Genomic DNA, 26,148 nt, shown 5'->3' with positions numbered 1-26,148 from the left:
GCGGCACGTTTGCCGTCGACCAGGATGGCCCCAACACGTCCGGCAGCTACGCCGACGACGGTTGTTGGAAGTAGGCGCCAGCAGCGTCCTGCATCGATGCCACGCGCCGTCAGGCCATCGGGAAACCGTGGCCTGACGGCACAGGTGGTCCGACTCAGCCCCGGTTGGCCACCAGGTCGTCCACCACCGCCGGATCGGCCAGCGTGGTGGTGTCGCCAATGTTCTTCAGGTCGTTCTCGGCGATCTTGCGCAGGATGCGGCGCATGATCTTGCCCGAGCGCGTCTTGGGCAGGCCGGGCGCCCACTGGATGACGTCCGGACTGGCGATGGCGCCGATTTCCTTGCGCACCAGCGCCACCAGCTCCTGGCGCAGCGCCTCGGTCGGCTGGATGCCGGCCATCGGCGTCACATACGCGTAGATGCCCTGGCCCTTGACCTCGTGCGGGTAGCCGACCACGGCCGCTTCGGCGACGGCCTCGTGCAGTACCAGGGCGGACTCGATCTCGGCCGTGCCGAGGCGATGGCCGGACACGTTGATCACATCGTCCACGCGACCGGTGATCCAGTAATAGCCGTCGGCATCGCGCCGGCAGCCGTCACCGGTGAAGTAGTAGCCGGGATAGGCCTTCAGGTACGTGTCGATGAAGCGCTTGTGGTCACCGAACACGCTGCGCATCATGCCCGGCCAGGACCGCTTCAGGACCAGGTTGCCACTGGCCGCGCCGGTGAGTTCCTCACCGCTGGCGTCCATCAGCGCCGGCTCCACGCCGAACAGGGGCTTGGTGGCCGAGCCCGGCTTGAGCGCCGTGGCGCCCGGCAGCGGGGAAATCAGAATGCCGCCGGTCTCGGTCTGCCACCAGGTATCGACGATGGGACAGCGCCCCTCGCCCACCACGCGGTGGTACCACTCCCAGGCCTCGGGATTGATCGGCTCGCCGACCGAACCCAACAGGCGCAATGACTTGCGGCTGGTCGACTTGACCGGCGCGTCGCCGGCGCGCATCAGGGCGCGGATGGCGGTGGGCGCCGTGTAGAAGATGTTGACCTGGTGCTTATCGATGACTTCCCAGAAGCGCGCCGGGGTCGGGTGCGTCGGCACGCCCTCGAACACCAGGCTGGTGGCGCCGTTGGCCAGCGGGCCGTAGACGATGTAGCTGTGGCCGGTCACCCAGCCGACATCCGCCGTACACCAGTACACGTCGCCGTCGTGGTAGTCGAACACGTACTTGTGCGTCAGCGCAGCGTAGGTGATGTAGCCACCGGTGGTGTGCAGCACGCCCTTCGGTTTACCCGTCGAGCCGGAGGTGTAGAGAATGAACAGCGGGTCCTCGGCGTCCATCGGCTCGGCCGGACAGTCGGCGCTGGCCGACGCCAAGAGGTCCTGGTACCAGCCGTCGCGGCCGTCCTTCCAGCCGATGTCGGCGCCGGTGTGCCGGTACACCAGCACCGTATGCACGCCCGGGCAGCCTTCGAGCGCCTGATCCACATTGGCCTTGAGCGGAATGGTCTTTCCGCCGCGCAGACCCTGGTCGGCGGTGATCACCACCTGGCAGTCGGAATCCAGGATGCGGCTTTTGATGGATTCCGGCGAAAAACCGCCGAACACCACCGAATGCACCGCGCCGATACGCGCGCAGGCCAGCATGGCCGCCACCGCCGCCGGGATCATCGGCATGTAGATGCACACCCGGTCGCCCTTCTTCACGCCGCGGTGCTTGAGCACATTGCCGAGGCGGCACACCTCGTCGTGCAGCTCGCGGTAGGTCACGTGACGCGCAAAGGACGGATCGTCGCCCTCCCAGATCAGCGCCGTCTGCTCGCCGCGGGTGTCCAGATGCCGGTCCAGGCAGTTGTAGGCCACGTTCAGCTTGCCACCGTCGAACCAGCGCACGTGACCGCGGGCGAGGTCTTCGTCACACACCGTGTGCCAGGGCTCGAACCAGGTAATGAGATCCTTGGCCTGCTGAGCCCAGAAACCGTCGCGATCCGCCAGCGAGCGGGTGTACAGGGCCTCGTAATCGGCGGCTTTCAGGTGCGCGCGGGCGGCGAAGTCGGCCGGTACCGGATAGATTTTCTCGTCGGACATGGGTTCCCCTGATGACTCACGCGCCGTGACGCGACGGCGTTCGAACAACAAATGGTAAGTAAGCGGACGATGGGCGTCGAGACACGCCACCGGTCAGCACACAACGAGGACAGCCGCGTGGAGCCGCCGCACGACGATCAACACGAGGCGGATATCCGCACAGCGTGGCAACGCAACGCCGCGCCGTGGACCGCCGCCGTGCGTGGACAGCGCATCGACAGCCGCCGGCTGGTGACCGACCAGGCCATCGTGGATGCCGTCACGCGTCAACAGCCGAAACGCGTACTGGATGCCGGCTGCGGCGAGGGGTGGCTGTCGCGCCGCCTGAGCGCGCTCGGTTTCGAGGTACTGGGCGTAGACGCGCAACCGGGCCTGATCGACGCTGCCCGGACAACCGGCACAGGTCAGTTCGCAGTCGCGTCGTATGACGACCTGGCGGCCGGCATCATCGGGCACACGTTCGACACCGTGGTGTGCAACTTCGCCCTGCTCGGCCAGCGTTCGACCGAGGCACTGTTTCGCGCCACGCCGGCGCTGCTGCGCCCCGGCGGCGTGCTGGTCGTGCAGACCCTGCACCCGCACGCCGAGGACCCCGGCCAGCCGTATCGCGACGGCTGGCGCGCCGGCTCCTGGGCCGGCTGCGGCGAGGGATTTGCCGACCCGCCACCGTGGTACTTCCGCACGCTGGCAGGCTGGGTCCGGCTGTTCGTTGATCACGGCCTGCCGCTGATCGCCATGGACGAGCCCGTGCACCCCCTCACCGGCCGACCGGTGTCGGTGATCCTCACCGGTCGGCGGCCCTGAGCGCCGCCTCAGGGTTTGTCGATTTTCGGTTCCGCCCAGGTGCCGGTCACGTGGTAGCGCTGCTCGGTGACCTTGTCGATGGCGCCTTCGAAGATCTTCTGACCCAGAAAGATGGCAGCGCCGACACCGGGGGCTGCGATGGCCCCTGCCAGCGGCAGGCTGGACGTGACCTGAGGCACCGCCAGCACGTCCACGTCCAGGCTGCGGTCGACCAGACTGGTACTGCCGTTGAGTGTCAGATGCGCCGCCGGCCCGCGCACACGCAGGTTGCGCAGCTCGGCCCGACCGGCCTGCAGACGCAGCTCCCCACGCATGCGATCAACGGCGAAACCGCGACCGAACACGTCACGAAAATCCAGCGTCAGACGCCGCGCCACGCTGTCCAGGCTGAGGATACCGAACAGACGCCCCACACCGGGCTCGACGTCCGGCAACATGCCGTCGCGCAAATCACCACTGACGCGTCCTTCCAGGGCGGGAAAATCGAAGGCACCGGGACTGCCCGGCCAGGCGATGTCCGTTTCGAGTTTTCCACGTCCGCCACGGACCAGTTTGCTGACACCCAGATGCCCCAGAAAGGCACCGAAATCCTTGAAGTCGGCCTTCGCTTCCAACCGGGTGGTGCTGGCTGCCGCCGTGCCCCGCCAACTGCCCCGCCCGGTGATGGTGCCGTAGCCACCGGTCAGCGCCACCTGCTCGAACGTCAGACCATCGGCCTGACGCCGACTGGCGAACGTCAGCGCCCCGAAATCCTCGCCGCCGTAACGCAGTGAGCCAATGCGCCCGCCCAACTGCGGCACCGTAGCCGGATCGACGCCCCTGCCCTTGCCGTCGCCCGACACCGGCTGGCGAGCCAGGTACAGCCGGGCCAGATCCAGCTGCACCCGCTGGTCGTCGCCACGCCCAGTGACGTGGGCCGTGCCGGCGATATCCGGGGCATCCACGCTCACTCGCCAGCCGTCTTCGCGCATCAACTGCAAGCGCAAGCCGGCGAAGCGCTGCCCCAGATAATCGACCCGGTCGGCATACACATCCACGCGCGGCGAGGGCCAGTCGCCCACGGCGGCCGCATCAACGTGCTTCGCCAGCCAGCCCAGCCACGGTTCAAGTGCCAGACGGTCCAGGCGTCCGTGCACATTGAACCCGGCCGGCGGCAAGCGAATGGCCGCATCAATCGCAAGGTCACCGCGGCGCAGGATGGTGCCACCACTGGCGGCCGGCATCAGATCGAGCCGCGCCGCCAACGGTGGAGCCGCCAGCGTCACATCCCAGCTGCTGTCCACCACCGCCCGCCGCGCCTGCACCTTGAGCGGCGCGCGGTGCAGCACATCAAGCGGCGTCGGCAACCCGGCCACCGCCCCGGACAAATCCAGCGCCAGGTCAAGGTCAATGTCGCCACGGCCGGCAATGTCCACGCCGCCCTGCCAGGGCACCGTGCCGGCGAACAGCTGCGGCCACGGCAGGCGCAGGAACTGCACCACAGCACCGGCATCAGCCTGCCCGCGTGGTTCAAGGCGCAAGCCGGAACCTGGAACGCTGGCCAGATCGACGGTCACCGGCCCGCCCAGAAACCGCCCCTGCACGCCCTTGGCCTGCAGCCCGCCGCGCGTGAAACCGATGGCGCCCTGCAGGGCCAAAAGCTCGATGCCGGTGCCGGCGACCACCAGACGGTTGCCGTCCAGGCGCGTGCTGCCGTCGACCGCCACCCGCTTGGCCGGGCCCGTGAACACCAGATCCAGCGCCACCGTGGTCTGCGCCGTGCCGGTGAACTGCAAACGCTCGACGGCCCTGCCAAAACGCGCCGCCAGCGGGGATTGCCGCACAAAGCGGATCACGTCCTGCGCCGGTCCGGTGGCGGTACCCTCCAGCAGCAGGCGCTTTTCCCGCGTCACCACGTCCGGGATGCGCACCTGCACGTCGCTGGCGCGACTGTCCAGCAGTTGCGCCTCGGCCACGGCCAGCGACAGGGCGGGGCCACGCAGGCTCAGGTGTCCGCGCCCCCCGGCAACCGGCGGCCAGTTGCGGCCAGGCTGGTAGTCGAGCGCCACGCCGGAGAACCCGGCCTCCCCCAGCAGCTGGCCCTGACCGTCGCGAAACGGAAACTCGCGCGGGTTGCCATTCACCAGCAGTTCGATGTCGCTCAGCGTGCCGCCCAGGAAGGCGCGCCGCCCCCAGTCGATGAACTTCGGCGACAGCGTGCGGTCCGGGAACAGCGTGAACAGTTCCTGCACCGCCGCCTGCGGCACGCTCGCCTGCACGAACAGCTGCGGTGGACCTGCCGCCGGCAGCGACACACGTGCGCGGGCTGCCAGGTTCATGTCGGCGTAGCGACCGGAAAACGCGTCCAGCTGCATGGCGCGGCCATCGTCGTCCCATTGCGCGGTGACCGTGCCGCGGCTGGCGTGAACCTGCATCGGCACGCTGTACAGGGTGGGCGCATTCAGCGCCAGGGTCGGCGCGCCGGTCAGCGAGAAACTGGCGGCGCCGGCACCGACGCGCAACTCGCCCGCCAGCCCGTCCATGCCCGGCACAGCGTCTACCGACTGCCAGGCCAGCTCATCCACCTGTGCCTGCAGGCGCAGACTGCGCCAGTCACCCGGCCGGCCGCTGAGCTGCCAATCCCGCAGGCGAACCGTCGGGTCCGCCTGCACCAGCACCTCGGCCCAGTCCCGATCGGCCGGCGCCAGCAGGGCCAGCCACGACCGCGCCGACGCCAGGTCCACCAACGCCGCCCGCAGCGCCAGGCGCTCACCGTCGCGGCGCACGTACGCGTCATCGACCCGCCAGGTCTGAGCGCCGGACTCCGCCCGCAGGCGCTGCACACCGGCCAGCCAGCCATCCGGGGTACGCTGCCACACACCACCGACCCGCAGAGCGTCGAGTGTGAGGAGTGTCTGTCCGCGCTGGAACTGACCCCGGCCGTCGACCCGGCCGGCGACCCGCTCGATCCGGCCACCCTGCCAGCGCAGCCACACTTCGCCGTCCAGCTGGCCGCCGAACAACAACGCTCCGAACGGCACGTTCGCGCCGGCCACGTCGCGCGCGATCACGTAGGCGCGGCCCCTGCTGGCGGCGACGTCCGGGCGCAGCCCCCGGATCTCCGCCAGCAGGCGAAACGAGCCACTGGCCATGCCACCCACGCCCACATCGACCCGTACCCGATGTCGGTCGCCATGGCGCCGGAGCGTGACCGCCGCCTGCTCCAGACGCAGCGCACGAGCCGACTCGGTCGCGTCCGAGATGTCGATCACCGCCCGCTGCAAGCGCACCATCCGCTGCGCCAGCAACCAGTCCAGGGCTTCGCTGCCGGGCACCTCGGTACGCGTCCCGATCCCGCCGAACCGCCAGCGACCATCGGCCTGACGCACCACCGCCAGATGCAGGCCGTCGATTTCCAGCGACGACAGCCGCGGCGCGCGCGCCAGCAACGAGGCGCTCCAGTCGAAACGCAGACGCAGCGCCTGAACCTGCGTCCGACTGCCGTCATCGCCCTGCACGCTCGCGCCATGCAGCGTGATCTGCGGCGTGTTGCCCTCCAGGCCCGCGGTCAACCGCTGGAACTGCACCGGATGACCCAGGGCCTGGCTTGCAAGCGCCGCCACGTACTGTGGATGCCGCTCCAGCTGCGGCAACGTCACCCGCACGACGGTGAGCACCACGGCGGTCAGCACCAGCACAGCGAACGCCAGCCACAGCGTCAGCGACCGCGCGCGCTGCCCCAGCCGACGCAGACCGGACGCGGGCGCCGGCTCGGGTTCAGTGTTCACGGTGGTACGGCAGGTTATGCAGCAGGCTGAAGGCGCGGTACAGCTGCTCGAGCACCACCACCCGCGCCAGCATGTGCGGAAACGTGAGCGACGACAGCGACCAGCTGGCCCGCGCCCGCTCCCGCATGGCCGGACCGAAGCCGTCGGCACCGCCGATCACCAGCGCCAGCGGCCCGCCCTGTGCCAGCCAGCCGGACAAGGCCTGCGCCAGCCGTTCGGAATCGAACATCTGCCCGCGCGGGTCCAGCAACACCGGAAAGGCACTGCCCGGCAGGGCAGCCATCAGACGCGCGTCTTCCTGCGCCAGTGCGGCGGTGCGCTGCGCGCCGCCGCGACGCGCCGGCGCAACCTCCTTCAGCTCCACCTTCAGGCGCCGGCCGAAGCGGCCCAGATAGTCGGAACACGCGGTGCTGACCCAGCCCGGCGGCCGTTGGCCGACCGCCAGTATCAGCACCTGGCTCACGCCCCGTCGCCGGCCTGCTCAGCCTGCGCGCGCCGCGGCACGGTCGACCACAGATCCTCAAGCCGGTACAGGGCGCGGGTCTGCGGCAGCATGACGTGCAGCACCAGGTCGACCATGTCCACCAGCACCCACTCGGCGTCACCCTCGCCCTCTATTCCGAGCACCGGATAGCCGGCCGCCTTGGCGGCATCGCGGGCGGCCTGCGCCAGTGCCCGCACGTGGCGGTTCGACGTGCCGCTGGCGACCACCATGACCGAGGTCATGCTGGTCAGCTTGCTCACCTCGAGGACCGTCACGTCGACGGCCTTGAGATCTTCCAGTGCCTGGAGCACCACGGCCTTGAGGCCGGCCTGGTCTTGGGACATGAATCAATCGGTGTAGAGATGGTGATGACGAATGTACCGCAGGCATGCGTCAGGCACGAGAAAGCGCGCGCTGGCGCCGGCTTTCAGCAGGCTGCGGATACGGGTGGCAGAGATGTCCAGCGGCGGCACCGGCTGTTTCCAAACAAGACCCGCCGGGGTGCCCGAAAGGGCCTGCGGATCGTCCGCCCAGCGCCCCTGAAGCGCCTGCCGCAGCGGCGCCGGCAGGGTCGGTTCCTGTCCGGCCAGCGGCGGACGCTGCACCACCACCAGGTGCGTCAGGTCGAACAGGGCTTCCCAGCGATGCCAGCCCGGCAAGCCGCGAAAGGCATCGTCCCCGACCAGCAGGCACAGCGGCCGGCGGCCGAGCTCCGCCCGCAGCCCGGTCAGCGTGTCCACCATGTAGGACGGGCCATCGCGGCGCAGCTCGCGCTCGTCCACCGTCAGCCCCGGCACGCCACGCACGGCCAGACGCAACAGCGCCAGACGCTGCGCGGCGCTGGCGCGCGGCTGCGGGCGGTGCGGCGGCACCCGCGCCGGCACCAGGCGCACCTGGCCCAGGCCGAGCGCGTCGCGGATTTCCAGCGCCGCGCGCAGGTGGCCGACGTGGACCGGGTCGAACGTGCCGCCCAGCAGGGCGACCGGCCGCAGACGCCGGCTCAGCTTCGCACCTCGCCGCTGCCGAGCACCACCCACTTCTGGCTGGTCAGCCCTTCCAGCCCCACCGGCCCGCGCGCGTGCAGCTTGTCCGTGCTGATGCCGATCTCGGCGCCCAGGCCGTACTCGAAGCCGTCGGCGAAGCGGGTGGAGGCGTTGACCATCACCGACGCCGAATCGACCTCACGCAGGAACCGGTCAGCGCGCGCCAGGTCACGGGTGACGATGGATTCGGTGTGCGCCGAGCCGTAGCGGGCGATGTGATCGATAGCCTCGTCCAGGCCATCCACCACCCGAACCGCCAGGATGGGCGCCAGATATTCGGCCGACCAATCGGTCTCGTCGGCCGGCTGCAGGTCGGCCACCAGCTGGCGGGCCCGCGGGCAGCCACGCAGCTCGACCCCGTGCTGGCGCAGGTCGGCCACCAGCAGCGGCAGCAGCGCCGGCGCCTCGCCAGCCGCCACCAGCAGCGTTTCCATGGCGTTGCACACGCCGTAGCGATGGGTCTTGGCGTTCAGCACGATGCGCCGGGCCATGTCGGGGTCGGCGCCGTCGTCCACGTACACGTGGCAGACGCCATCCAGGTGCTTGAGCACCGGCACGCGGGCGTCACGCATCACCGCCTCGATCAGTCCCTTGCCGCCGCGCGGCACGATGATGTCGACGAACCCGACCATGCCCGCCAGCAGGCCAACCGCGGCACGGTCGGTGGTTTCCAGCACCTGCACGGCGGTTACCGGCAGCCCGGCCGTCTCCAGCCCGGCGGCGATGCAGGCGCCGATGGCCAGGTTGGTATGCACCGCCTCCGAGCCACCCCGAAGAATGCAGGCGTTGCCGGATTTCAGGCACAGCCCGGCGGCGTCCGCCGTCACGTTGGGCCGCGACTCGTAAATGATGCCGATCACACCCAGCGGCACGCGCATGCGCCCGACGCGGATCCCCGACGGACGCGCCCGCAGGTCGTCGATGGCGCCGACCGGGTCCGGCAGCGCGGCGATCTGGCGCAGCCCGTCGGCCATCGCCGCGATACGCGCCGGATTCAGCGTCAGGCGGTCGAGCAGCGCGGCATCCAGGCCCGCGGCGCGGCCACCGGCCAGGTCCTTCTCGTTGGCTGCCAGCAGGGCCGGCTGCGCCTGCTGCAGGGCATCGGCAATGGTCAGCAGGGCGGCGTTCTTGGCCGCCGTGCTGGCACGGGCCAGCGCGCGCGCCGCCTGGCACGCCTGCTGGCCGAGTTCACGCATGTAAACCTCGAGTTCCACGTCCGGCTCCGGTTTCATTCCTTCAAGTTCGATCTCGCGCCGTCACGGGCGTTGGACAACGCACCGTCAACGTTGACGCCCGTCGGCACCGCGCGCGCCCGGCCCCGCCATGCGCAGCGCCAACCCGGTCAGCTGCTGCCAGGCGTCGCCGCCCTCGCCAACCCCCTTGTTGGCGCGATCCACCGCCGCCGCCTGCACCAGCAGGCGCTGCCAGTAAGCCGCCGGTCGGCGCCGGCGGACGCGGTCAAGCAGTTCGCGCCGGCGCGGCGGCTGGCCGTGCGCCGTACCGTCACACAGGCGCTGCAGGTCCTGCGTCAGCTGCCACAGGGCGAGAATCGGCGTCTCGCCGGCATCCTTCAGGTGGGCGATGGCACGGGTCAGGCGCGGGCGGTCGCCGGCCAGCGCCGCGTCGGCCAGGTCACGCACGGCATAACGCGCGCTGTCGCCCACCGCCTGCAGCACGCCGTCGCGGTCCAGGGTCGCGCCGGGCTCGCACAGCAGCGCCAGTTTGTCCACTTCCTGCGCCGCCGCCAACAGGTTGCCCTCGGTCAATTCGGCCAGCACGCCGGCACCGGCGGCGTCCAGGCTGAGCCCCCGTGTCGCCGCCCGCGCACTCAGCCAGCGCGGCAGCGCCGCTGCCTCCAGCGGCCAGGCGTACATGGCCACGCCGGCCCGCTCGCAGGCGCCGAACCAGGCGCTGCTGCGGGCACGCCGGTCGAAGGCATCGCCGGTCAGCAGCAGCAGCACGTCGTCCGGCGGCGCGGACGCGTACTCGCACAGGGCGGCGCTGGCATCCTCGCCGAGCTTGCCATTGCCCAGGCGCAGTTCCAGCAGGCGCCGCTCCGCAAACAGCGACAGGCTGGCCGCCTCGCCGCGCAGCACGCTCCAGTCGAAGCCGCGCTCGACCTCGTACACCACCCGCTCGGTGAAACCGGCCTTGCGTGCGGCCGCGCGCACCGCGTCGGCGGCATCGGCCACCAGCAGCGGTTCCTCGCCGGCGAGCAGGTACAGCGGCGCCAGCGATCCGCCGAGCGCTGACGCCAGCTGCTCGGGCCTCAGCGGCATCGCTAGCTCAGGCGCGCCGCCAGGCGCCGCACGATCTGCTGCACGGCCTGGTCCTGCAGCTCCAGGCGGCCGGCGCTCTGTTCGCTCTGGCTGCCCAGGATGTTGGTTTCGTCGTACGTGACGTCGCGCAGCAGCTCCACCGACTGCGGCGGCACCAGATACTTGCCGTCGCGGCCGCGCAACTGGAAGCCCAGCGTGTAGCGCAGTTCGTGCTCGCGCACGCGGGCATCGGTGCCCACCGACAGCACCCGGGTGGCGAAGCGCGGCCGGGTGATCTGCAGCACCGCGTCGGCGTCGGCGGCGTCATCCACCAGGGTGACACCACGGCTGGTCAGTGCCTGCTGCAGGCGGTGACGCAGGTCGTAGTCGTAGCCCGGCACGTCGATGAACACCGCGCCGAGCGTGTCCGGCAGCTGGTAGTTGCCGCGCACATGGAAACCGCAGCCGGCCAGCAGCAGCACGGCGACCAGAACGGGCAGGTGACAGAGTCGTTTCATCAGGATTACATCCGGGGTCGGGGCAGGTATCAGACGACGATATTGACCAGCTTGCCAGGCACCACGATCAGCTTACGCACCGGCTTGTCGGCGACGAAACGCTGCACGTTGGGCTCGGCCAGGGCGGCGGCGCGTATGGCGTCCTGGTCGGCCTCGGCCGGCACGCGGATGGTGCCACGCAGCTTGCCCGACACCTGCACCGCCAGGGTGATCTCGTCCGCCTGCAGCGCCTGCGGGTCGGCCTGCGGCCAGGGCGCGCGCAGCAGCGCCTCCCCGTGCCCCAGCCCCTGCCACAGGCAGTGCGTGATGTGCGGCACGATGGGCGAGAGCACGCGCAGCAGGATGGACAACCCCTCCTCCACCACCGCCCGGTAGCCGGCACCGCCGCTTTCCGGCACCGGCAGACGGGAAAGCTCGTTCAGCATTTTCATGCCGGCCGACACCACGGTGTTGAACTGGCCCTTGCCAAAGTCGTAGCTGGCCTGCTGCAGGTTGGCGTGGATCTCGCGCCGCGCCGCCGCCTGGGCGTCGTCCAGCGTTGCCAGATCGGCCGCCGGTGCCTGCTCGCGCCAGGCGGCAAAGTCCACCGCGAACCCCCACAGGCGCTTCAGAAAGCGATTGGCCCCGGCGACACCCTCGTCGGACCATTCCAGCGCCTGCTCGGCCGGCGCCGCGAACATGATGAACAGCCGTGCCGTGTCGGCACCGTAGCGGTCGATCAGCGCCTGCGGATCGACCGTGTTGCCCTTGGACTTGGACATCTTGGCGCCGTCCTTGAGCACCATGCCCTGCGTGAGCAGGCGCGTGAACGGCTCGTCGACGCCGATCAGCCCCTCGTCACGCATCAGCTTGGTGAAGAACCGCGCGTACAGAAGGTGCAGGATGGCGTGCTCGATGCCGCCGACGTACTGGTCCACCGGCAGCCACTGGTCGGCGCGCTGGTCCAGCATGGCGGTGTCCAGATCCGGACAGGCAAAGCGCGCGAAATACCAGGACGACTCGAAAAACGTGTCGAAGGTGTCCGTCTCGCGCCGCGCCGGCGCACCGCACTGCGGGCAGGTGGTCTCGTAGAACTCGGGCATGCGGGTCAGCGGCGAGCCGCTGCCGTCCACGGTCACGTCCTCCGGCAGCAGCACCGGCAGCTGCGCGTCCGGCACCGGCACCGCGCCGCAGGCCTCGCAGTGAATGACCGGAATCGGGCAGCCCCAGTAGCGCTGTCGCGACACGCCCCAGTCGCGCAGGCGGTACTGCACGCGCCGCGTGCCCAGACCGCGCTGCTCGGCCAGGTCGGCGATGGCGTCGAAGGCGTCCTGGAAGGCCAGGCCGTCGTAGGGCCCCGAGTTGACCAGCAGGCCCTTGTCGGTGAACGCGCCGTGCTCGACCAGCTTGGCCGGCTCGTCACTGAACCCTTCCGGCGCCACCACCGGCGTGATGGGCAGGCCGTAGACGCGGGCGAATTCCCAGTCGCGCTGGTCGTGGCCGGGCACCGCCATGATGGCGCCCTCGCCGTAATCCATGAGCACGAAATTGGCCACCCACACCGGCAGTTCGTCGCCGGTCAGCGGGTGCACCGCACGCAGGCCGGTGTCGACGCCGAGCTTGTCCTGCGTCTGCAGCGCCGCCTCGCTGGTCTCGCGCGGCTTGAGTTTCTCGATGGCATCCGCCAGCGCCGGGTTGCCGGCCGCCACCTGCTGCGCCAGTGGATGCTCGGCCGCCACCGCCATGTAGGTGACGCCGTACAACGTGTCCGGGCGGGTGGTGAACACCTTGAGCGCGCCGTAGGCGGGCACCTCGAAACTCAGTTCCAGACCCACCGAGCGGCCGATCCAGTTGCGCTGCATGGCCTTGACCGACTCCGGCCAGCCGTCCAGTTCGTCCAGCCCGTCCAGCAGCTCGTCCGCATACGCGGTGATGCGCAGGAACCACTGCGGAATCTCGCGCCGTTCCACCGGCGCGCCGGAACGCCAGCCGCGGCCGTCGATGACCTGTTCGTTGGCCAGCACGGTCTGGTCGACCGGGTCCCAGTTCACCGCCGCCAGCCTGCGATAGGCCAGGCCCTTTTTCAGCAGCCGCGTGAACAGCCACTGCTCCCAGCGGTAGTAGTCCGGCCGGCAGGTGGCCAGCTCGCGCTGCCAGTCGTAGGCAAACCCCAGCCGCTGCAGCTGCCCGCGCATGTGGGCGATGTTGTCGTAGGTCCAGCGCGACGGCGCGATGCCGCGCTGGATGGCGGCGTTCTCGGCCGGCATGCCGAAGGCGTCCCAGCCCATCGGCTGCAACACCCGCCGGCCCTGCATCATCTGGTAGCGCGCCAGCACGTCGCCGATGGTGTAGTTGCGCACATGGCCCATGTGCAGCGCGCCCGACGGGTACGGAAACATCGACAGGCAGTAGAACTTTTCGCCCGGTCCCGCGTCGGCGGCGGCGAAAACCTGTTGATCCTGCCACCAGGCCTGAGCCTGGGCCTCGACGGCGGCGGCGTCGTACTGTCGATTCATCGGGAACGCAAATCCGGGGACAAAAGACGGCAGATTATAGCCGGCGGGCACGTCCATCCCTGCGCCCGGCACCCGCACACGCACCGCTTCGCCCCACCTGCCGGGCCCGACAGCCGGGGCACCGAAACGCACGCGCGCACTACGCAGCGCTCACCACGGCAATGAACCGCCGCCCCCGGTCGGGCACGCCTGGCGTCGATTCAGGAGCCCCGCCGGCGCCAGGCAACCCCACACAGCACCAGGCACAGCGCGATGACGGGCGCCTCACCGTAGCGCGCAAACGGCGTGAGACCGCGCTGCGGCACGATGTGCCCGCGCAGCGTGGTGACACTGAACGGCGCCACCTGGGTGGCAACCCGGCCGCGCGCATCGATGAGCGCGGTGATGCCGGTATTGGTGGCGCGGGCAATGGGCCGGGCCAGTTCGCGCGCCCGCATGCGGGCGATCTGCAGGTGCTGTGGCGGGGCGATGGAGTCGCCGAACCAGGCATCGTTGCTGACGTTCACCAGCCACTGCGCCGCGGCACCCGCGCGCATTTCCCGTGGAAACAGGATTTCGTAGCACACCGAGGCCGCCACGCTGCTGCCGGCCACCTGCAACGGCACCTGGCCGGCACCACCGGTGGAAAAGTCCGACATCGGCACCGCCAGCAGGTCCAGCACCGGGCCGACCTGCCGCTTGAACGGCACGTACTCGCCAAACGGCACCAGATGGCGCTTGCGGTATTCGCCGCCGGGCGGTGTGAGGTGCAGGACGGCGTTGTAGTAGCGGCCGTCCGGGTCCTCGGTGGGGATGCCCACCAGCACGGCGGCGCCGGCGGCGGCCGCGCGCACGGTTTCGAGGTAACCGGCCGGCAGCTGGCCCGGCAGGGCCGGAATGGCGTTTTCCGGCCAGATGATGACGTCGGCGCCGTCCGCCGCGCGCGTCAGTTCGAGGTAGCGCGCCAGCGTCTGCTCGAAATGCGCCGGGTCCCACTTGATCTGCTGCTCGACATTGCCCTGCAGCAACGCGAGTTCCAGCGCCGGCCCGGCAGGCTCGCTCCAGTCGAGGCGATCGACCAGCACACCGCCGGCCGGCAGCAGCACCAGGGCAGCGAGTGCCGGCCAGCGGCGGCGCGGCCAGGTAGACAGCCACGCCAGCGCGGCGGCGACAGCCAACAGCACCAGCCCGACACCGGCGACACCGCCCAGCGGCGCGTAGGCGCCGAGGGGGCTGTCGATCTGGCTGTAGCCCGGCGCCAGCCAGGGAAACCCGGTCAGCAGCCAGCCGCGCAGCCACTCGGCCAGACCGAACGTCCCCGGCGCGGCCAGCAGAAAGGCCGCGCGGCTGCGGCCCAGGCGACGCGCCATCAGCAGGCCGAGGGCCGGGAACAGCGCCAGATACGCCACCAGCACGGCAGTGGCCAGCGCGGCACTCGGGGCGTCCATGTTGCCGTAGCGATGGCAGCTGACGTAGATCCAGTGCACGCCGCCGGCGAACCAGCCGAGCCCGAACAGGTACCCGTACAGCGCCGCCTGCCGTGGCGTGGCGGCCAGCGCCAGGCGCAGCGGCACGGCCAGCGCCAGCGGCGCCAGGAACCACAGATTGAATGGCGCGAAGGCCAGCGGCATCATGCCGCCCGCCACAAGGGCCGGCACGGCGCCGACGCGGCCGCGCAGTCCTGTCATCGGCTCAGCCGTCGTCTTCGGTTGCGTCCGGCGAGGGAGCGGCACGGACGGCCCGAACCTGCTCGATACGCCGGGCGTCGGCGGCGGTCACCTCGAACTCGAAATCCTGGTACTCGAGCCGCGCGCCGACTTCCGGCAGATGGCCGAACTGGTGCGCCAGCAGGCCGCCCACGGTGTCGAACTCGGCGTCGCTGAACGTCACGCCAAAATGGGCATTGAAGGCTTCGATCGGTGTCAGGCCGCGCACCAGCGCGCTGGTGTCGTCGATCGGCTCGATGTCGGTTTCGTCCTCGTCGAAATCGTATTCGTCCTCGATCTCGCCGACGATCTGCTCGAGCACGTCCTCGATGGTCACCAGCCCCGCCACGCCGCCGTACTCGTCAACGACCACGGCCATGTGGTTGCGTGTCTGCCGGAATTCGCGCAACAGCACGTTGAGGCGCTTGCTCTCGGGCACGAACACGGCCGGGCGCAGCACGTCGCGCAGGGCAAACGGCAGGTCCTGCCCCGGTTCGAGATACCCGAGCAGGTCCTTGGCCAACAGGATGCCGACCACCTCGTCGCGGTCCTCGCCGATCACCGGGTAGCGCGAGTGGCCGCTGTCGACCACCACCCGCACCAGCGCCGCCAGGTCATCGTCACGGCGCATCACCACCATCTGCGAGCGCTGCACCATGACGTCGCGCACCTGGCGCTCGCCCATGGTCAGCACGCCCTGGATCATGCTCAGCGTGCCGGCGTCGAGCACCGCCGCCGCCTCGGCATCCTTCAGGTGGCGCATGAGCCACTCGCGGTCGATCGGCTCGCCGAAAAGTGCGTGGCCAATCCGCTGCAACAGGCCGAAATGGATGTCGTTACTCATCACTGGTGTAGGGGTCGGGGTAGCCCAGGCGCGCCATGACGGCGGTTTCGGCCGCTTCCATGGCCTCGCGCTCGGACGGCTCGTCGTGACTGTGTCCGGCCAGGTGCAGCACGCCGTGAATCAGCAGATGGGCCAGGCGCTGCTCGAAGGACTTGCCATAGGTCGCCGCCTCGGCCTGCACCACCGGCAGGCAAAGCACCACGTCACCGAGCGGGCGCGGCTCGTCCGGGGGCAGCGGAAAATCGGCGTGCAGGGGGAACGACAACACGTTCGGCGCGTAGTCCTTGCCGCGGTAGTCGCGGTTCAGGGACGTTGCCTCGGCGGTGTCGACCAGGCGCACCGCCACGCTCAACGGCACCGCCGGCAGCTGCGACGCGGCGGCCTGCACCCAGGTATTCAGGACCGTGTCGAGCGGCGCCGCAACGGTGCTGGCGCGGTCGATGTCAACTTCGATGGCTGGAGGAATCGGCGTCGCGCTCATAAGCATTGACGATGCGTTCGACCAGCGGGTGACGCACCACGTCGCGGGCTGTGAACTGGCTGAAGGAAATGCCTTCCACGCCCTTGAGCACGCCGAGCACGTGCTTCAGGCCCGACGGCTTGCCGGGCGGCAGGTCGATCTGCGTCACGTCACCGGTCACCACCGCGGTGGAGCCGAAGCCGATGCGTGTCAGGAACATCTTCATCTGTTCGGGCGTGGTGTTCTGTGCCTCGTCCAGGATGATGAAGGCCTCGTTCAGGGTCCGCCCGCGCATGTACGCCAGCGGCGCGATCTCGATCACCTGCCGCTCGATCAGCTTGCCCACCTTCTCGAAGCTGAGCATCTCGTACAGGGCGTCGTAGATGGGGCGCAGGTACGGGTCGACCTTCTGCGCCAGATCGCCGGGCAGGAAGCCCAGCTTCTCGCCGGCCTCGACGGCCGGGCGCACCAGCACCAGCCGCTGCACCTGTTCTTCGAGCAGCGCCTGCACCGCGCAGGCCACCGCCAGATAGGTCTTGCCGGTGCCGGCCGGGCCGATGGCGAAGTTGATGTCGTGGGTCTGGATGGCACGCAGATAGTCGGCCTGACGACGGCCACGGGCGCGCACCTGAAGGCGCCGACCGACGGCCACCACCGGCTGTTCACCGTCAGCGTCACTGCCACGCATCAGCAGGTGCACCTTGGCCGCCGACAGTTCCTCGCCGGTCGCGGTTTCTGCGTAGAGCGTTTTCAGTGCCGCGCCGGCACCGGCCACCGGCTCCGGGTCACCACTGATGGCGAAGGAGTGGCCATGACGCCTGATGAGGACGCCAAAATGGCGCTCCACCTGGCCGATATGGGCATCCAGTGGCCCACACAGGCGCGCCAGACGCGCGTTGTCGCTCGGGTCCAGGGTGACTTCCGTCACCGCGGCTTGGGCGCTCGCCTCGGCGGGCGCCGTCACGCGGCGGTGCGCGAACCGGTCGGCTCGCCGCGCAGGGTATGGGCGGAAACTGCGGTGATCTTGACGTCCACCAATTGGCCTATGAGCTGCTCAGACGCGGCGAAGTTTACCACCCGATTGTTGCCGAGCCGCCCGTGCAGGCGACCCTGACCGCGCTTGGCGGGTCCTTCCACCAATACCGGTTGCACGCTGCCGACCAGCCCCGCCACATACGCCTGCGACTGACCGGCGATCAATGCCTGCAGCCGCGCCAGGCGCGCCTTCTTGGCCTCGGCCGGCGTCTCGTCCGGGAGCGCGGCCGCCGGCGTGCCGGGGCGCGCGCTGTAGATGAAGCTGAATGCCTCGTCGAAGCCGGCCGCCCGCACCAGGGCCAGCGTGTCCTCGAAGTCGTCCTCGGTCTCGCCCGGGAAACCGACGATGATGTCCGTGGTCAGGCTCAGATCCGGCCGTGCCGCCCGCACCCGCGCGATCTTTTCCAGATACTCGGCCGCCGTGTGGCCGCGCTTCATGGCGCGCAGGACGCGGTCCGACCCGCTTTGCACCGGCAGGTGCAGGTGCGGTGCCAGCTTGGGCACCTCGGCGTAGGCCGTCACCAGGCCGTCGGTGAACTCGACCGGGTGCGAGGTGGTGAAGCGGATGCGCTCGATGGTGTCTATCTGCGCCACCTGCCGGATCAGCTCGGCCAGATCCGCCACGCCGCCACGCGGCGTCGGGCCGCGGTAGGCGTTCACGTTCTGGCCCAGCAGCGTGACCTCGCGCACGCCCTGCTCGGCATACACCGCCACCTCGGTCAGCACATCCAGCAGCGGGCGGCTGAACTCCTCGCCACGCGTGTAGGGAACGACGCAGAAGCTGCAGTACTTCGAGCAGCCCTCCATGATGGAGACGAACGCGGTCGGTCCGCTGGCACGCGGCAACGGCAGGTGATCGAACTTCTCGATCTCGGGAAAGCTCACGTCCACGGCCGCGCGCCGGCCCTGCGCCTGATTGAGCAGCAACGGCAGGCGGTGAATGGTCTGCGGCCCGAACACCAGATCGACGAACGGCGCCCGGGACCGCAGCCGCTCGCCTTCCTGACTGGCCACGCAGCCGCCAACGCCGATGACCACGTCCGGGCGCTGCTGCTTGTAGGCATGCCACCAGGCGCCCAGCTCGGAGAACACCTTCTCCTGCGCCTTCTCGCGGATCGAGCAGGTGTTCAGGAGCAGAACGTCGGCCTGGGCCGGGTCGTCGGTGGACTCCAGGCCGTGCGACTGCGCCAGCACATCGGCGATGCGCTGCGAGTCGTAAACGTTCATCTGGCAGCCGAGGGTCTTGACGTGCAGCTTTCGGGGTTGGGTCATGGGCGCAGGAAACGGCCGCGAGCGGCCTGACACAGTGATCTAAGGCCCATTATCATAACGAGTTTCCCCTCCCTACCCGCGACCCTCATGCAGTTCGACCGCCCTTTCGACGTGATCGTGGTCGGCGCCGGCCACGCCGGTGTCGAGGCCGCGCTGGCCGCCGCACGTATCGGCGCGGCCACGCTGCTGCTCACGCACAACCTCGAAACCATCGGCCAGATGTCGTGCAACCCGGCCATCGGCGGCATCGGCAAGAGCCACCTGGTGCGTGAGATCGACGCCCTCGGCGGCGCCATGGCGCTGGCGGCCGACCGCGCCGGCATCCAGTTCCGGGTTCTGAACCGCAGCAAGGGACCGGCGGTGCGCGCCACCCGCGCTCAGGCAGACCGGGCGCTGTACCGACGCGCCATTCGCGGCATGGTCGAGGCACAGCCGAACCTGCACCTGTTCCAGCAGGCCGTGGACGATCTGGTGGTCGAGCACGGGCGCGTGCGCGGCGTCGTGACGCAGATGGGGCTGACGTTTCGCGCCCGCGCAGTGGTGCTGACCACCGGCACCTTTCTCGGCGGCGTCATCCATATCGGCGAACAGCAGTACGGCGGCGGCCGCGCCGGTGATGCGCCGGCCGCGGCACTGGCGCGACGGCTGCGCGAACTGGACCTGCCGGTCGGCCGCCTGAAGACCGGCACGCCACCGCGCCTGGACGGCCGCAGCATCGACTACGCGCGCCTCACAGAGCAGCCCGGCGACACGCCGATGCCGGTGTTCTCGTACCTCGGACACGCCGACCTGCACCCGCGCCAGGTGCACTGCCACATCACCCACACCAGCGAACGCACGCACGACATCATTCGCGCCAACCTGCACCGTTCGCCCATGTACGCGGGCGTCATCGAGGGCGTGGGACCGCGCTACTGCCCGTCCATCGAGGACAAGGTGGTGCGCTTCGCCGACAAGGCCAGTCACCAGATCTTCGTCGAGCCGGAGGGACTCGATACCGCCGAGGTCTACCCGAACGGTATTTCCACCAGCCTGCCGTTCGACGTGCAGCTCGAGGTGGTCCGCTCGATCGCCGGTTTCGAGCGCGCGCACCTGCTACGGCCGGGCTACGCCATCGAATACGACTACTTCGACCCCCGCGCCCTGTACCCGTGGCTGGAAACGCAGGCGCTGGGCGACCTGTTCTTCGCAGGCCAGATCAACGGCACCACCGGCTACGAGGAGGCTGCCGCCCAGGGCCTGGTGGCGGGTCTGAATGCCGCCCGCCGCGCCGGCGGACAGGAGCCGTGGTGGCCGCGACGCGACCAGGCCTACATGGGTGTGCTGATCGACGACCTGACCACCCGCGGCACGCGCGAGCCGTACCGCATGTTCACCTCGCGCGCCGAGTACCGCCTGTGGCTGCGCGAGGACAACGCCGACCAGCGCCTGACGGAAGCCGGTCGAGAGCTTGGCCTGGTGGACGACACCCGCTGGCAGCGCTTTTGCCGCATTCAGGACACCATCGCTGCCGAGACGCGGCGCCTGGGCGCCGTGCTGGTGCGCGCCCAGGCACTCGATGACGGCCAGCAGGCACTGCTCGGCGGGCCGCTGTCGCGCGACACCACGGCGCTCGAACTGCTGCGCCGGCCGGGCATCGACTACGCGGCCCTGCACCGCCTGCCGGGGCTCTGTGAACCGCACGCCGACACCGCTGCCACCGCGCAACTGGAGATCGACATCAAGTACGACGGCTACCTGGCACGCCAACGGGCGGAAATCGAGCGCCAGCGCCATCACGAACACACCGCCCTGGCCGCCGACCTCGACTACGCCGCCATCCGCGGCCTGTCGCACGAGGTGCAACAGAAGCTCGCCGCCGCCAAGCCGGCCACCGTCGGCCAGGCCAGCCGCGTCCCCGGCGTGACGCCGGCGGCCATCTCGGTGCTGCTGGTGCACCTCAAGCGTCAGCGCCGCGCCGCCGATGCCGCCTGAGGACACGCCGGCCTGGGCCGAGGCGGCGGCGGTGCTGGATACCGGCCTGGCACGCCTTGACCTCGACCTGCCGGCGACGGCGCGTGACACGGCGCTGCACCTGTTGCGGCTGCTGGCAACCTGGAACCGCCACTACAACCTCACCGCGCTGCACACACCGAGCGACATGGTCACCGGCCACCTGCTCGACAGCCTGGCGGTTTTGCCGCACCTGCCCGCGCTGCGGCTGCTGGACGTCGGCACCGGCGCCGGCTTCCCCGGCCTGCCACTGGCCATCGCCCGTCCGCAGGTGGCGCACGTGCTGCTCGACAGCAACCTCAAGAAGACGCGCTTCGTACAGCACGCCGCCCTGACGCTGGGACTGGCCAACGTCGAGGTGGTACGGGCACGGGCCGAGCAGTACCGGCCAACGCCACCGTTTCCGGTGGTCGTCGCCCGCGCCTTCGCGCCCCTCGGCCGCCTGCTGCGCACGCTCGGCCACCTGTGCGCGCCCGGCGGGCGCATCTATGCCCTCAAGGGCCCGGCGGCGGCGAACGAGTTGGCCGACCTGCCACCCGGTTTCCTTCACGTGGACTCCGTGCCCCTGCCGGCACTGACCGGTGGACGCCAACGCACGCTGCTGATCCTGGCCCGCGCCGATGCCGCCTGACGCTGCGGCGCGGACAGCCGAAAAGCCTGCCGCGACATCCTGCTAAAGTGTCGCCGCCCGACGGACCCTGAAGCCTGCCATGCCACGCATCATCGCCATCGCCAATCAGAAAGGCGGAGTCGGCAAGACCACCACCAGCGTCAATCTGGCCGCCGGCCTGGCGCGCGCCCGGCAGCGGGTGCTGTTGATCGACCTGGACCCGCAGGGCAACGCCACCACCGGCTGCGGCGTCGACAAGCGCGAGGCCACCCCGGCCACGCTGGAAGTGCTCACCGGCGAAGTGCCGCTGAGCGCTGCCCGCCGACCCAGCAGCGCCGGCTTCGACGTGCTGCCGGCCAACGCGGACCTGACCGCCGCCAAGGTGCTGCTGCTGCAGCAGGAACGCCGCGAGTTCCGCCTGCGCGATGCCATCGCCGGCCTGGAAGACGGCTACCAGTACATCCTGATCGACTGCCCGCCGGCGCTCGACATGCTGACCGTCAACGCGCTGACCGCCGCCGGCTCGGTGCTGATTCCCATGCAGTGCGAGTACTACGCGCTCGAAGGCCTGTCGGACCTGCTCGACACCATTTCCGACATCGCCGCCAGCGCCAACCCCGGCCTGCACGTGGAAGGCGTGCTGCGCAGCATGTTCGACCCGCGAAGCCGCCTGGCACGCGACGTTTCCGAGCAGTTGCAGAAGCACTTCGGCGAGCGCCTGTACCGCACCGTGATCCCCAGAAACATTCGCCTGGCAGAGGCACCCAGCCACGGTCTGCCGGTGCTGGACTACGACCGCAGCTGCGTCGGCAGCACGGCGTTCCTCACCCTGGCCGGCGAGATGCTGCGCCGGCACCACCTGAAGGCCACCTGATGACGCAAAAACGTGGGCTCGGCCGCGGTCTGGAGGCGCTGCTGAGCAGCACCCCATCGGCCAGCGGCCAGGAACGGCTGACCCGCCTGCCGATCGAGCACATCGAGCGCGGGCGCTACCAGCCGCGGCGACACATCGGCGAGGAGGAACTGGCGTCCCTGGCCGACTCCATCCGCGCCCAGGGTGTCGTGCAGCCGGTGGTGGTGCGGCGCGTGGGCGACAACCGGTATGAGCTGATCGCCGGCGAGCGGCGCTGGCGCGCCTCGCAACTGGCCGGCCTGCACGAGCTGCCGGCCATCGTGCGCGACGTACCGGACGAAGACGCCGCCGCCGTGGCGCTGATCGAAAACATCCAGCGCCAGGACCTGAACGCCATGGAAGAGGCGGACGCGCTGGAACGGCTGATGCGCGAGTTCGGCCTCACCCACGAGCAGGTGGCGCGCGCCGTTGGCCGCTCGCGCACCGCGGTCAGCAACCTGCTGCGCCTGCGCCAACTGACGCCGGCCGTGCGCGAACTGGTGGAACGCCGCCAGCTCGACATGGGGCATGCCCGCGCACTGCTGGCGGTGACCGGCGCCGACCAGGTGGAACTGGCCCGGCGCGTGGTGGCGAACGGCCTGTCCGTGCGGCAGACCGAGCAGCTGGTGGCGCGGCACTTGCGTGGCGAGACGCCACCGGCGCCGCGTGCACCCGACCCGGACGTGCGCCAGCTCGAGCAGCGCCTGGCCGATCAGCTGGGCGCGCGCGTCGCCATCGAGCACGGCCGCCGTGGCGGGCGACTGGTCATCCGCTACAACAGCCTGGACGAACTGGACGGCATCCTGGCACACATCCGCTGACCCACGGCGGGCCGCGGCGGGTTGTTCCGGGCACGCCCGCCGGCCCGGGCACGTGGCACCTCAGCTGCGGCTTCCGCGCTCGGTCACCTCGACCTCCTCCACGTGGGAGGCAATGCTCAGCCCGCGCCGGCGCAGCAGCGCTTCAAGGCTGGTCGCGTCCTCCGGCGGCGCCTCACCGCTCGGCGTGTTCTCGGGCGTCTCGTCCGACGGCGCGTCCGCAACGTCCGGCGGCGTGCCGAAATCGCGCTCGCCTTCACCCTCATCCTGCGACGAATGCGTCCAGGCCGGCTCGCTCACGTCGACATCCTGCGCAGGGCCTTCGGCCGTCCCCTCCGCACCGGTCACCGGCGGCTGCATCGGCGCCACCTCGTCCAGCTCGCCAGGCAGCGCGTCGACGTCGACCGCGTCGGCCTCGTGCGGGGTGGTTGCCGGCCCCATCGGGTGGTGCAGCGCGCGGCCATCATCGACACTTGGCGCCTGTTCATCGGGCGGTGCGCCACCCTCAGGGGCGTCCGGCAATGACGCACCGGATGGCTCGGCGGCATCCTCGTTGGCAGCCTGCCCCCCGACCTTTGCCTGCGACGGCGCGTCGATCTCCACCACCGTCACGGCATCGGCCGCCGGTTCAGACAGGTCCTCGGCACCGAGCAAGGCTTCGATCTCCGACTCGCCTTCCCAGTCCCACACGCGCTCCCCGGCCTGGGCCCGGTCCAGAATCTCGTCCAGCACTTCCAGGAACGCTTCCTGCTCGAACATGGACACACACACCTGATCCATGCCCTGACGGATACGCCGCGTCATGCGCGGCCGCAACTCCGCCAGTCGCTGGCTGGCAGCCCCTTCCTTGGGGGAAACACTCCACAACAGCGCGTCGACCGTGGCCAGCGCCTGCCACCAGGGTGAACTGTCCATGCCGTAGCGTTGCAGGCAATCGACCAGATACTGTCGCCAGTGGGTCTGCAGGAAGGCGTCGACCGGATCGGGCAGCCGACCGACCCGGCGCCGGCGGTCGGCCAGCTCTTTGTCCGCATGGGCGGCCAGCGATTTGCGGTGTGATTGACCGATCTCCTCGCTGACCGGCGCGGGCAACGCCAGACCGCGCAGGTCCGCCAGGCTGTTCTCGGCCGTGGCGGCGAACGTACGCTGGTCATCCATGCAGGCTTCCGTGAAGCTGTCGACCATGCTGCAGAGCACCTGCTGCTGCTGCGTGGTCAACGGCTCGTGCCAGGAACGCGTCACAGCGATGAGTTGATCGAAAAACCGCCGCCCCAGATGCGTGCGCCGCGCCAACATGCCGCGATCACGCAACGCCAGGCGAAGGAAGGGGATCTGCAGACGGGCTATCTGCAGGCGCGCGGACACCGGTACCGCGTCGTCCGTGAACACGGCATCGAACAGCAGCGCCACCATGTCCAGCACGACCTGCGGCGACAAATCGCCACCCGCCGACGAACTGGCAACACGCGCCAGATCGATGGACGCCGAACGGCTGCGGCTGCCCGGCCGATCATGCTGCTGCAGCGTCGCCAGCAGCTTGAGGACCTCGCCCTTCTGACCACCGCCGGCGAGGGCATTCTGAATCAGGTCGCTCAGGTCGATCTCGCCCACCGCCACCCGCTCGTCACCCGGCAGCGCCTGTCCCTGCAGGGGCGGCAGGTCGACCTGCACCGGCGACGTTCCCGGCTCGGCGGCCGGATCGACCAGAGCCACGGCCAGGTCGCGATACATGCGCGGCAACACCGTGCCGACGTGACGCTCGAAAAACTTCAGCACGATCAGACGCACGGCGGGATCGGCCGGCGTATCCCGACAGGCCGCCTCGAACGCCGCGAAGACCTGCCGCGGCCCCACCAGCTCGTCGCCCGCCGGCGCGCCGACCGCCAACGCCAGCCCGTCGCGCACACCCCGCAGCGCGTCGGCACACTCGGCCTCCGCCCAACGCACCGCAGCCGTCAGCGCAATGACCTCGTTCTGATCGACCCCGCCCACGTGCCGCTCCGCCGGGCCGTCACCCCGTTCGAGGGCATCCCAGCAAGCCGACAGCTTGTCCAGGAAACGGGTTTCGATGGTTTCGCGCCCCAGCCGCAGCTCGCGGATGGCGTCGAAATAGTTTCCGCGCTCCAGCTCGTCATCCGACGACTGCGCCAAATCGAACAGGGCATCGTCGAGCTTGCCCAGCATGACGCCAAAAGCGTCCCGCACCGCGCCAAGGAATGCCTGGCGCGCGGCACCGAGCACCGAACCGTCTTCGGTGCCAGCCGCGTTGTGCCGGAAAGGCGTGGATGGGCTCATAGCGATCTCGTCAGCGACTTGGGCACCCAGGGCACCGAGCGCATTTCAACCTCACGCGAAGCAACGCTGCCACCGCGGCAAATCATCACCAGGCACCGGAATCAGCTGAATACCGTGCAGGAAGTCCGGCGCCACCGGGCGTGACCAGCGTACCTCGCCGCACAGAAAGAACTTGCCCGGCACACCGCTCACGTTGACCCACAATTCCATCCGCACGCCAGGCTCGAGCTGCCTGTCCAGCCACAGGCCAAGCCCGCCGGCCGACACGTCGCAGGTACGTGACGGCAACGTTGCTCCCGCCAACTCCGGCGCCCCGTCTGCATTCACCACCTGGATCAACAGCCGCTCATCGCGGGATCGGCGCCGACTGCTGCGCCGTTCTGCTTCGTCCGGCATTGTCATCGCCACACTTGAAGTTGGTTTGATCGTAACTGTCATGGGGGATCGTACACCCGTCGGCCCACCTTGGACTCCGTATCGGACTGAGCGAAAAAAACTTTACCCAGTGGCCGAAGCCAACGCATGAGCCGCACGCGTGGTCTGCGGCAAACGGTAACGAGTGGTGCAGGCCATCACCAGCTCTACGGCGTACGGCAGACTCACCCGATGCCCCGTCGACACGAACACCGGCTTGACGCCTACACGCGTACGCAGCACCGCACCCACCACCTCGCCCCGGTGGTGCAGCGCCACCCAGGCACCGCGCCGATCTGGCACGCGCCCGTGCTCCCCCACCAGGCGCGTCTTGGCAACGCCGACCGTCGGCAGGCCGGTCAGCACGCCAAGATGG

Annotated in this window: 22 protein-coding genes; 5 read left to right on the top strand and 17 right to left on the bottom strand. The window is 69.9% G+C overall.

Annotated features, from left to right (window positions below):
- Window positions 1-154: 154 nt before the first annotated feature.
- On the bottom strand, window positions 155-2,086 hold the full coding sequence (acs, locus tag ABYX71_RS02320) for an acetate--CoA ligase (RefSeq protein ID WP_372694534.1): 1,932 nt from the start codon (window positions 2,084-2,086) through the stop codon (window positions 155-157).
- 117 nt (window positions 2,087-2,203) lie between these two features.
- Between acs and ABYX71_RS02315 the strand changes: the two genes are divergently transcribed.
- The gene (locus ABYX71_RS02315) at window positions 2,204-2,890 is read left to right on the top strand and encodes a class I SAM-dependent methyltransferase (RefSeq protein ID WP_372694532.1); all 687 of its coding nucleotides are present in this window, start codon (window positions 2,204-2,206) and stop codon (window positions 2,888-2,890) included.
- A gap of 8 nt (window positions 2,891-2,898) precedes the next feature.
- On the opposite strand, the gene ABYX71_RS02310 is transcribed toward ABYX71_RS02315, so the two are convergent.
- The 13 genes from ABYX71_RS02310 to miaB all read right to left on the bottom strand — a co-directional run bounded on the left by ABYX71_RS02310 (window position 2,899) and on the right by miaB (window position 18,751).
- The gene (locus tag ABYX71_RS02310) at window positions 2,899-6,657 is read right to left on the bottom strand and encodes a YhdP family protein (RefSeq protein ID WP_372694530.1); all 3,759 of its coding nucleotides are present in this window, start codon (window positions 6,655-6,657) and stop codon (window positions 2,899-2,901) included.
- Window positions 6,647-7,120: a 23S rRNA (pseudouridine(1915)-N(3))-methyltransferase RlmH gene (rlmH, locus tag ABYX71_RS02305; RefSeq protein ID WP_372694528.1), complete on the bottom strand. Its 474-nt coding sequence runs from the start codon at window positions 7,118-7,120 to the stop codon at window positions 6,647-6,649. Before rlmH ends, ABYX71_RS02310 begins: the two co-directional genes overlap by 11 nt.
- A complete protein-coding gene (gene rsfS, locus ABYX71_RS02300; RefSeq protein WP_372694526.1) occupies window positions 7,117-7,485 on the bottom strand; it encodes a ribosome silencing factor in 369 nt (122 codons plus the stop codon). Before rsfS ends, rlmH begins: the two co-directional genes overlap by 4 nt.
- A 3-nt stretch (window positions 7,486-7,488) precedes the next feature.
- Window positions 7,489-8,178, bottom strand: a complete 690-nt coding sequence (gene nadD, locus ABYX71_RS02295) for a nicotinate-nucleotide adenylyltransferase (RefSeq protein ID WP_372694524.1) — start codon at window positions 8,176-8,178, stop codon at window positions 7,489-7,491.
- Complete coding sequence (locus tag ABYX71_RS02290) at window positions 8,142-9,380, bottom strand: glutamate-5-semialdehyde dehydrogenase (protein ID WP_372694536.1); 1,239 nt, start codon at window positions 9,378-9,380, stop codon at window positions 8,142-8,144. The genes nadD and ABYX71_RS02290 overlap by 37 nt, the downstream gene beginning before the upstream one ends.
- Before the next feature lie 84 nt (window positions 9,381-9,464).
- Window positions 9,465-10,463: a DNA polymerase III subunit delta gene (holA, locus tag ABYX71_RS02285; protein WP_372694522.1), complete on the bottom strand. Its 999-nt coding sequence runs from the start codon at window positions 10,461-10,463 to the stop codon at window positions 9,465-9,467.
- Window positions 10,464-10,465: 2 nt separating this feature from the next.
- Window positions 10,466-10,960, bottom strand: a complete 495-nt coding sequence (lptE, locus tag ABYX71_RS02280; protein WP_372694520.1) for an LPS assembly lipoprotein LptE — start codon at window positions 10,958-10,960, stop codon at window positions 10,466-10,468.
- A gap of 29 nt (window positions 10,961-10,989) precedes the next feature.
- Window positions 10,990-13,455 carry a leucine--tRNA ligase gene (leuS, locus tag ABYX71_RS02275; RefSeq protein WP_372694518.1) on the bottom strand — a complete coding sequence of 822 codons (2,466 nt, stop codon included), beginning with the start codon at window positions 13,453-13,455 and terminating at the stop codon, window positions 10,990-10,992.
- A gap of 200 nt (window positions 13,456-13,655) precedes the next feature.
- A complete protein-coding gene (gene lnt, locus ABYX71_RS02270; protein WP_372694516.1) occupies window positions 13,656-15,122 on the bottom strand; it encodes an apolipoprotein N-acyltransferase in 1,467 nt (488 codons plus the stop codon).
- Window positions 15,123-15,126: 4 nt separating this feature from the next.
- Window positions 15,127-15,984 carry an HlyC/CorC family transporter gene (locus tag ABYX71_RS02265; RefSeq protein ID WP_372694514.1) on the bottom strand — a complete coding sequence of 286 codons (858 nt, stop codon included), beginning with the start codon at window positions 15,982-15,984 and terminating at the stop codon, window positions 15,127-15,129.
- The gene (ybeY, locus tag ABYX71_RS02260; protein WP_372694512.1) at window positions 15,977-16,465 is read right to left on the bottom strand and encodes an rRNA maturation RNase YbeY; all 489 of its coding nucleotides are present in this window, start codon (window positions 16,463-16,465) and stop codon (window positions 15,977-15,979) included. Before ybeY ends, ABYX71_RS02265 begins: the two co-directional genes overlap by 8 nt.
- The gene (locus ABYX71_RS02255) at window positions 16,428-17,408 is read right to left on the bottom strand and encodes a PhoH family protein (protein WP_372694510.1); all 981 of its coding nucleotides are present in this window, start codon (window positions 17,406-17,408) and stop codon (window positions 16,428-16,430) included. The genes ybeY and ABYX71_RS02255 overlap by 38 nt, the downstream gene beginning before the upstream one ends.
- Complete coding sequence (gene miaB / locus ABYX71_RS02250) at window positions 17,405-18,751, bottom strand: tRNA (N6-isopentenyl adenosine(37)-C2)-methylthiotransferase MiaB (protein ID WP_372694508.1); 1,347 nt, start codon at window positions 18,749-18,751, stop codon at window positions 17,405-17,407. Before miaB ends, ABYX71_RS02255 begins: the two co-directional genes overlap by 4 nt.
- An 87-nt stretch (window positions 18,752-18,838) precedes the next feature.
- Here miaB and mnmG point away from each other — a divergent pair, with 87 nt between their 5' ends.
- The 4 genes from mnmG (at window position 18,839) to ABYX71_RS02230 (ending at window position 23,066) form a co-directional block, all read left to right on the top strand.
- Window positions 18,839-20,725, top strand: coding sequence for a tRNA uridine-5-carboxymethylaminomethyl(34) synthesis enzyme MnmG (gene mnmG / locus ABYX71_RS02245; RefSeq protein ID WP_372694506.1), 1,887 nt, complete (start codon window positions 18,839-18,841; stop codon window positions 20,723-20,725).
- A complete protein-coding gene (gene rsmG / locus ABYX71_RS02240; protein ID WP_372694504.1) occupies window positions 20,715-21,374 on the top strand; it encodes a 16S rRNA (guanine(527)-N(7))-methyltransferase RsmG in 660 nt (219 codons plus the stop codon). The genes mnmG and rsmG overlap by 11 nt, the downstream gene beginning before the upstream one ends.
- A gap of 79 nt (window positions 21,375-21,453) precedes the next feature.
- Window positions 21,454-22,227 (top strand): ParA family protein, encoded by a 774-nt coding sequence (locus ABYX71_RS02235; protein WP_372694502.1) that lies wholly within the window; start codon window positions 21,454-21,456, stop codon window positions 22,225-22,227.
- A complete protein-coding gene (locus ABYX71_RS02230; protein WP_372694500.1) occupies window positions 22,227-23,066 on the top strand; it encodes a ParB/RepB/Spo0J family partition protein in 840 nt (279 codons plus the stop codon). The genes ABYX71_RS02235 and ABYX71_RS02230 overlap by 1 nt, the downstream gene beginning before the upstream one ends.
- Window positions 23,067-23,126: 60 nt before the next feature.
- Here ABYX71_RS02230 and ABYX71_RS02225 read toward each other — a convergent pair whose 3' ends face one another.
- The 3 genes from ABYX71_RS02225 to ABYX71_RS02215 all read right to left on the bottom strand — a co-directional run.
- Window positions 23,127-25,358, bottom strand: a complete 2,232-nt coding sequence (locus ABYX71_RS02225; protein WP_372694498.1) for a DUF1631 family protein — start codon at window positions 25,356-25,358, stop codon at window positions 23,127-23,129.
- Window positions 25,359-25,409: 51 nt separating this feature from the next.
- Window positions 25,410-25,754: a PilZ domain-containing protein gene (locus tag ABYX71_RS02220; RefSeq protein WP_372694496.1), complete on the bottom strand. Its 345-nt coding sequence runs from the start codon at window positions 25,752-25,754 to the stop codon at window positions 25,410-25,412.
- Between the two features lie 102 nt (window positions 25,755-25,856).
- Window positions 25,857-26,148, bottom strand: a 292-nt coding sequence (locus ABYX71_RS02215; RefSeq protein WP_372694494.1) for an endonuclease V, incomplete at its 5' end; no start/stop codon positions are given.

It is taken from the genome of Immundisolibacter sp. (assembly GCF_041625615.1).
GTDB lineage: Bacteria > Pseudomonadota > Gammaproteobacteria > Immundisolibacterales > Immundisolibacteraceae > Immundisolibacter.
The sequence above is the reverse complement of the archived record's forward strand: the minus strand, read 5'-3'. Positions and strand labels throughout refer to the sequence as shown.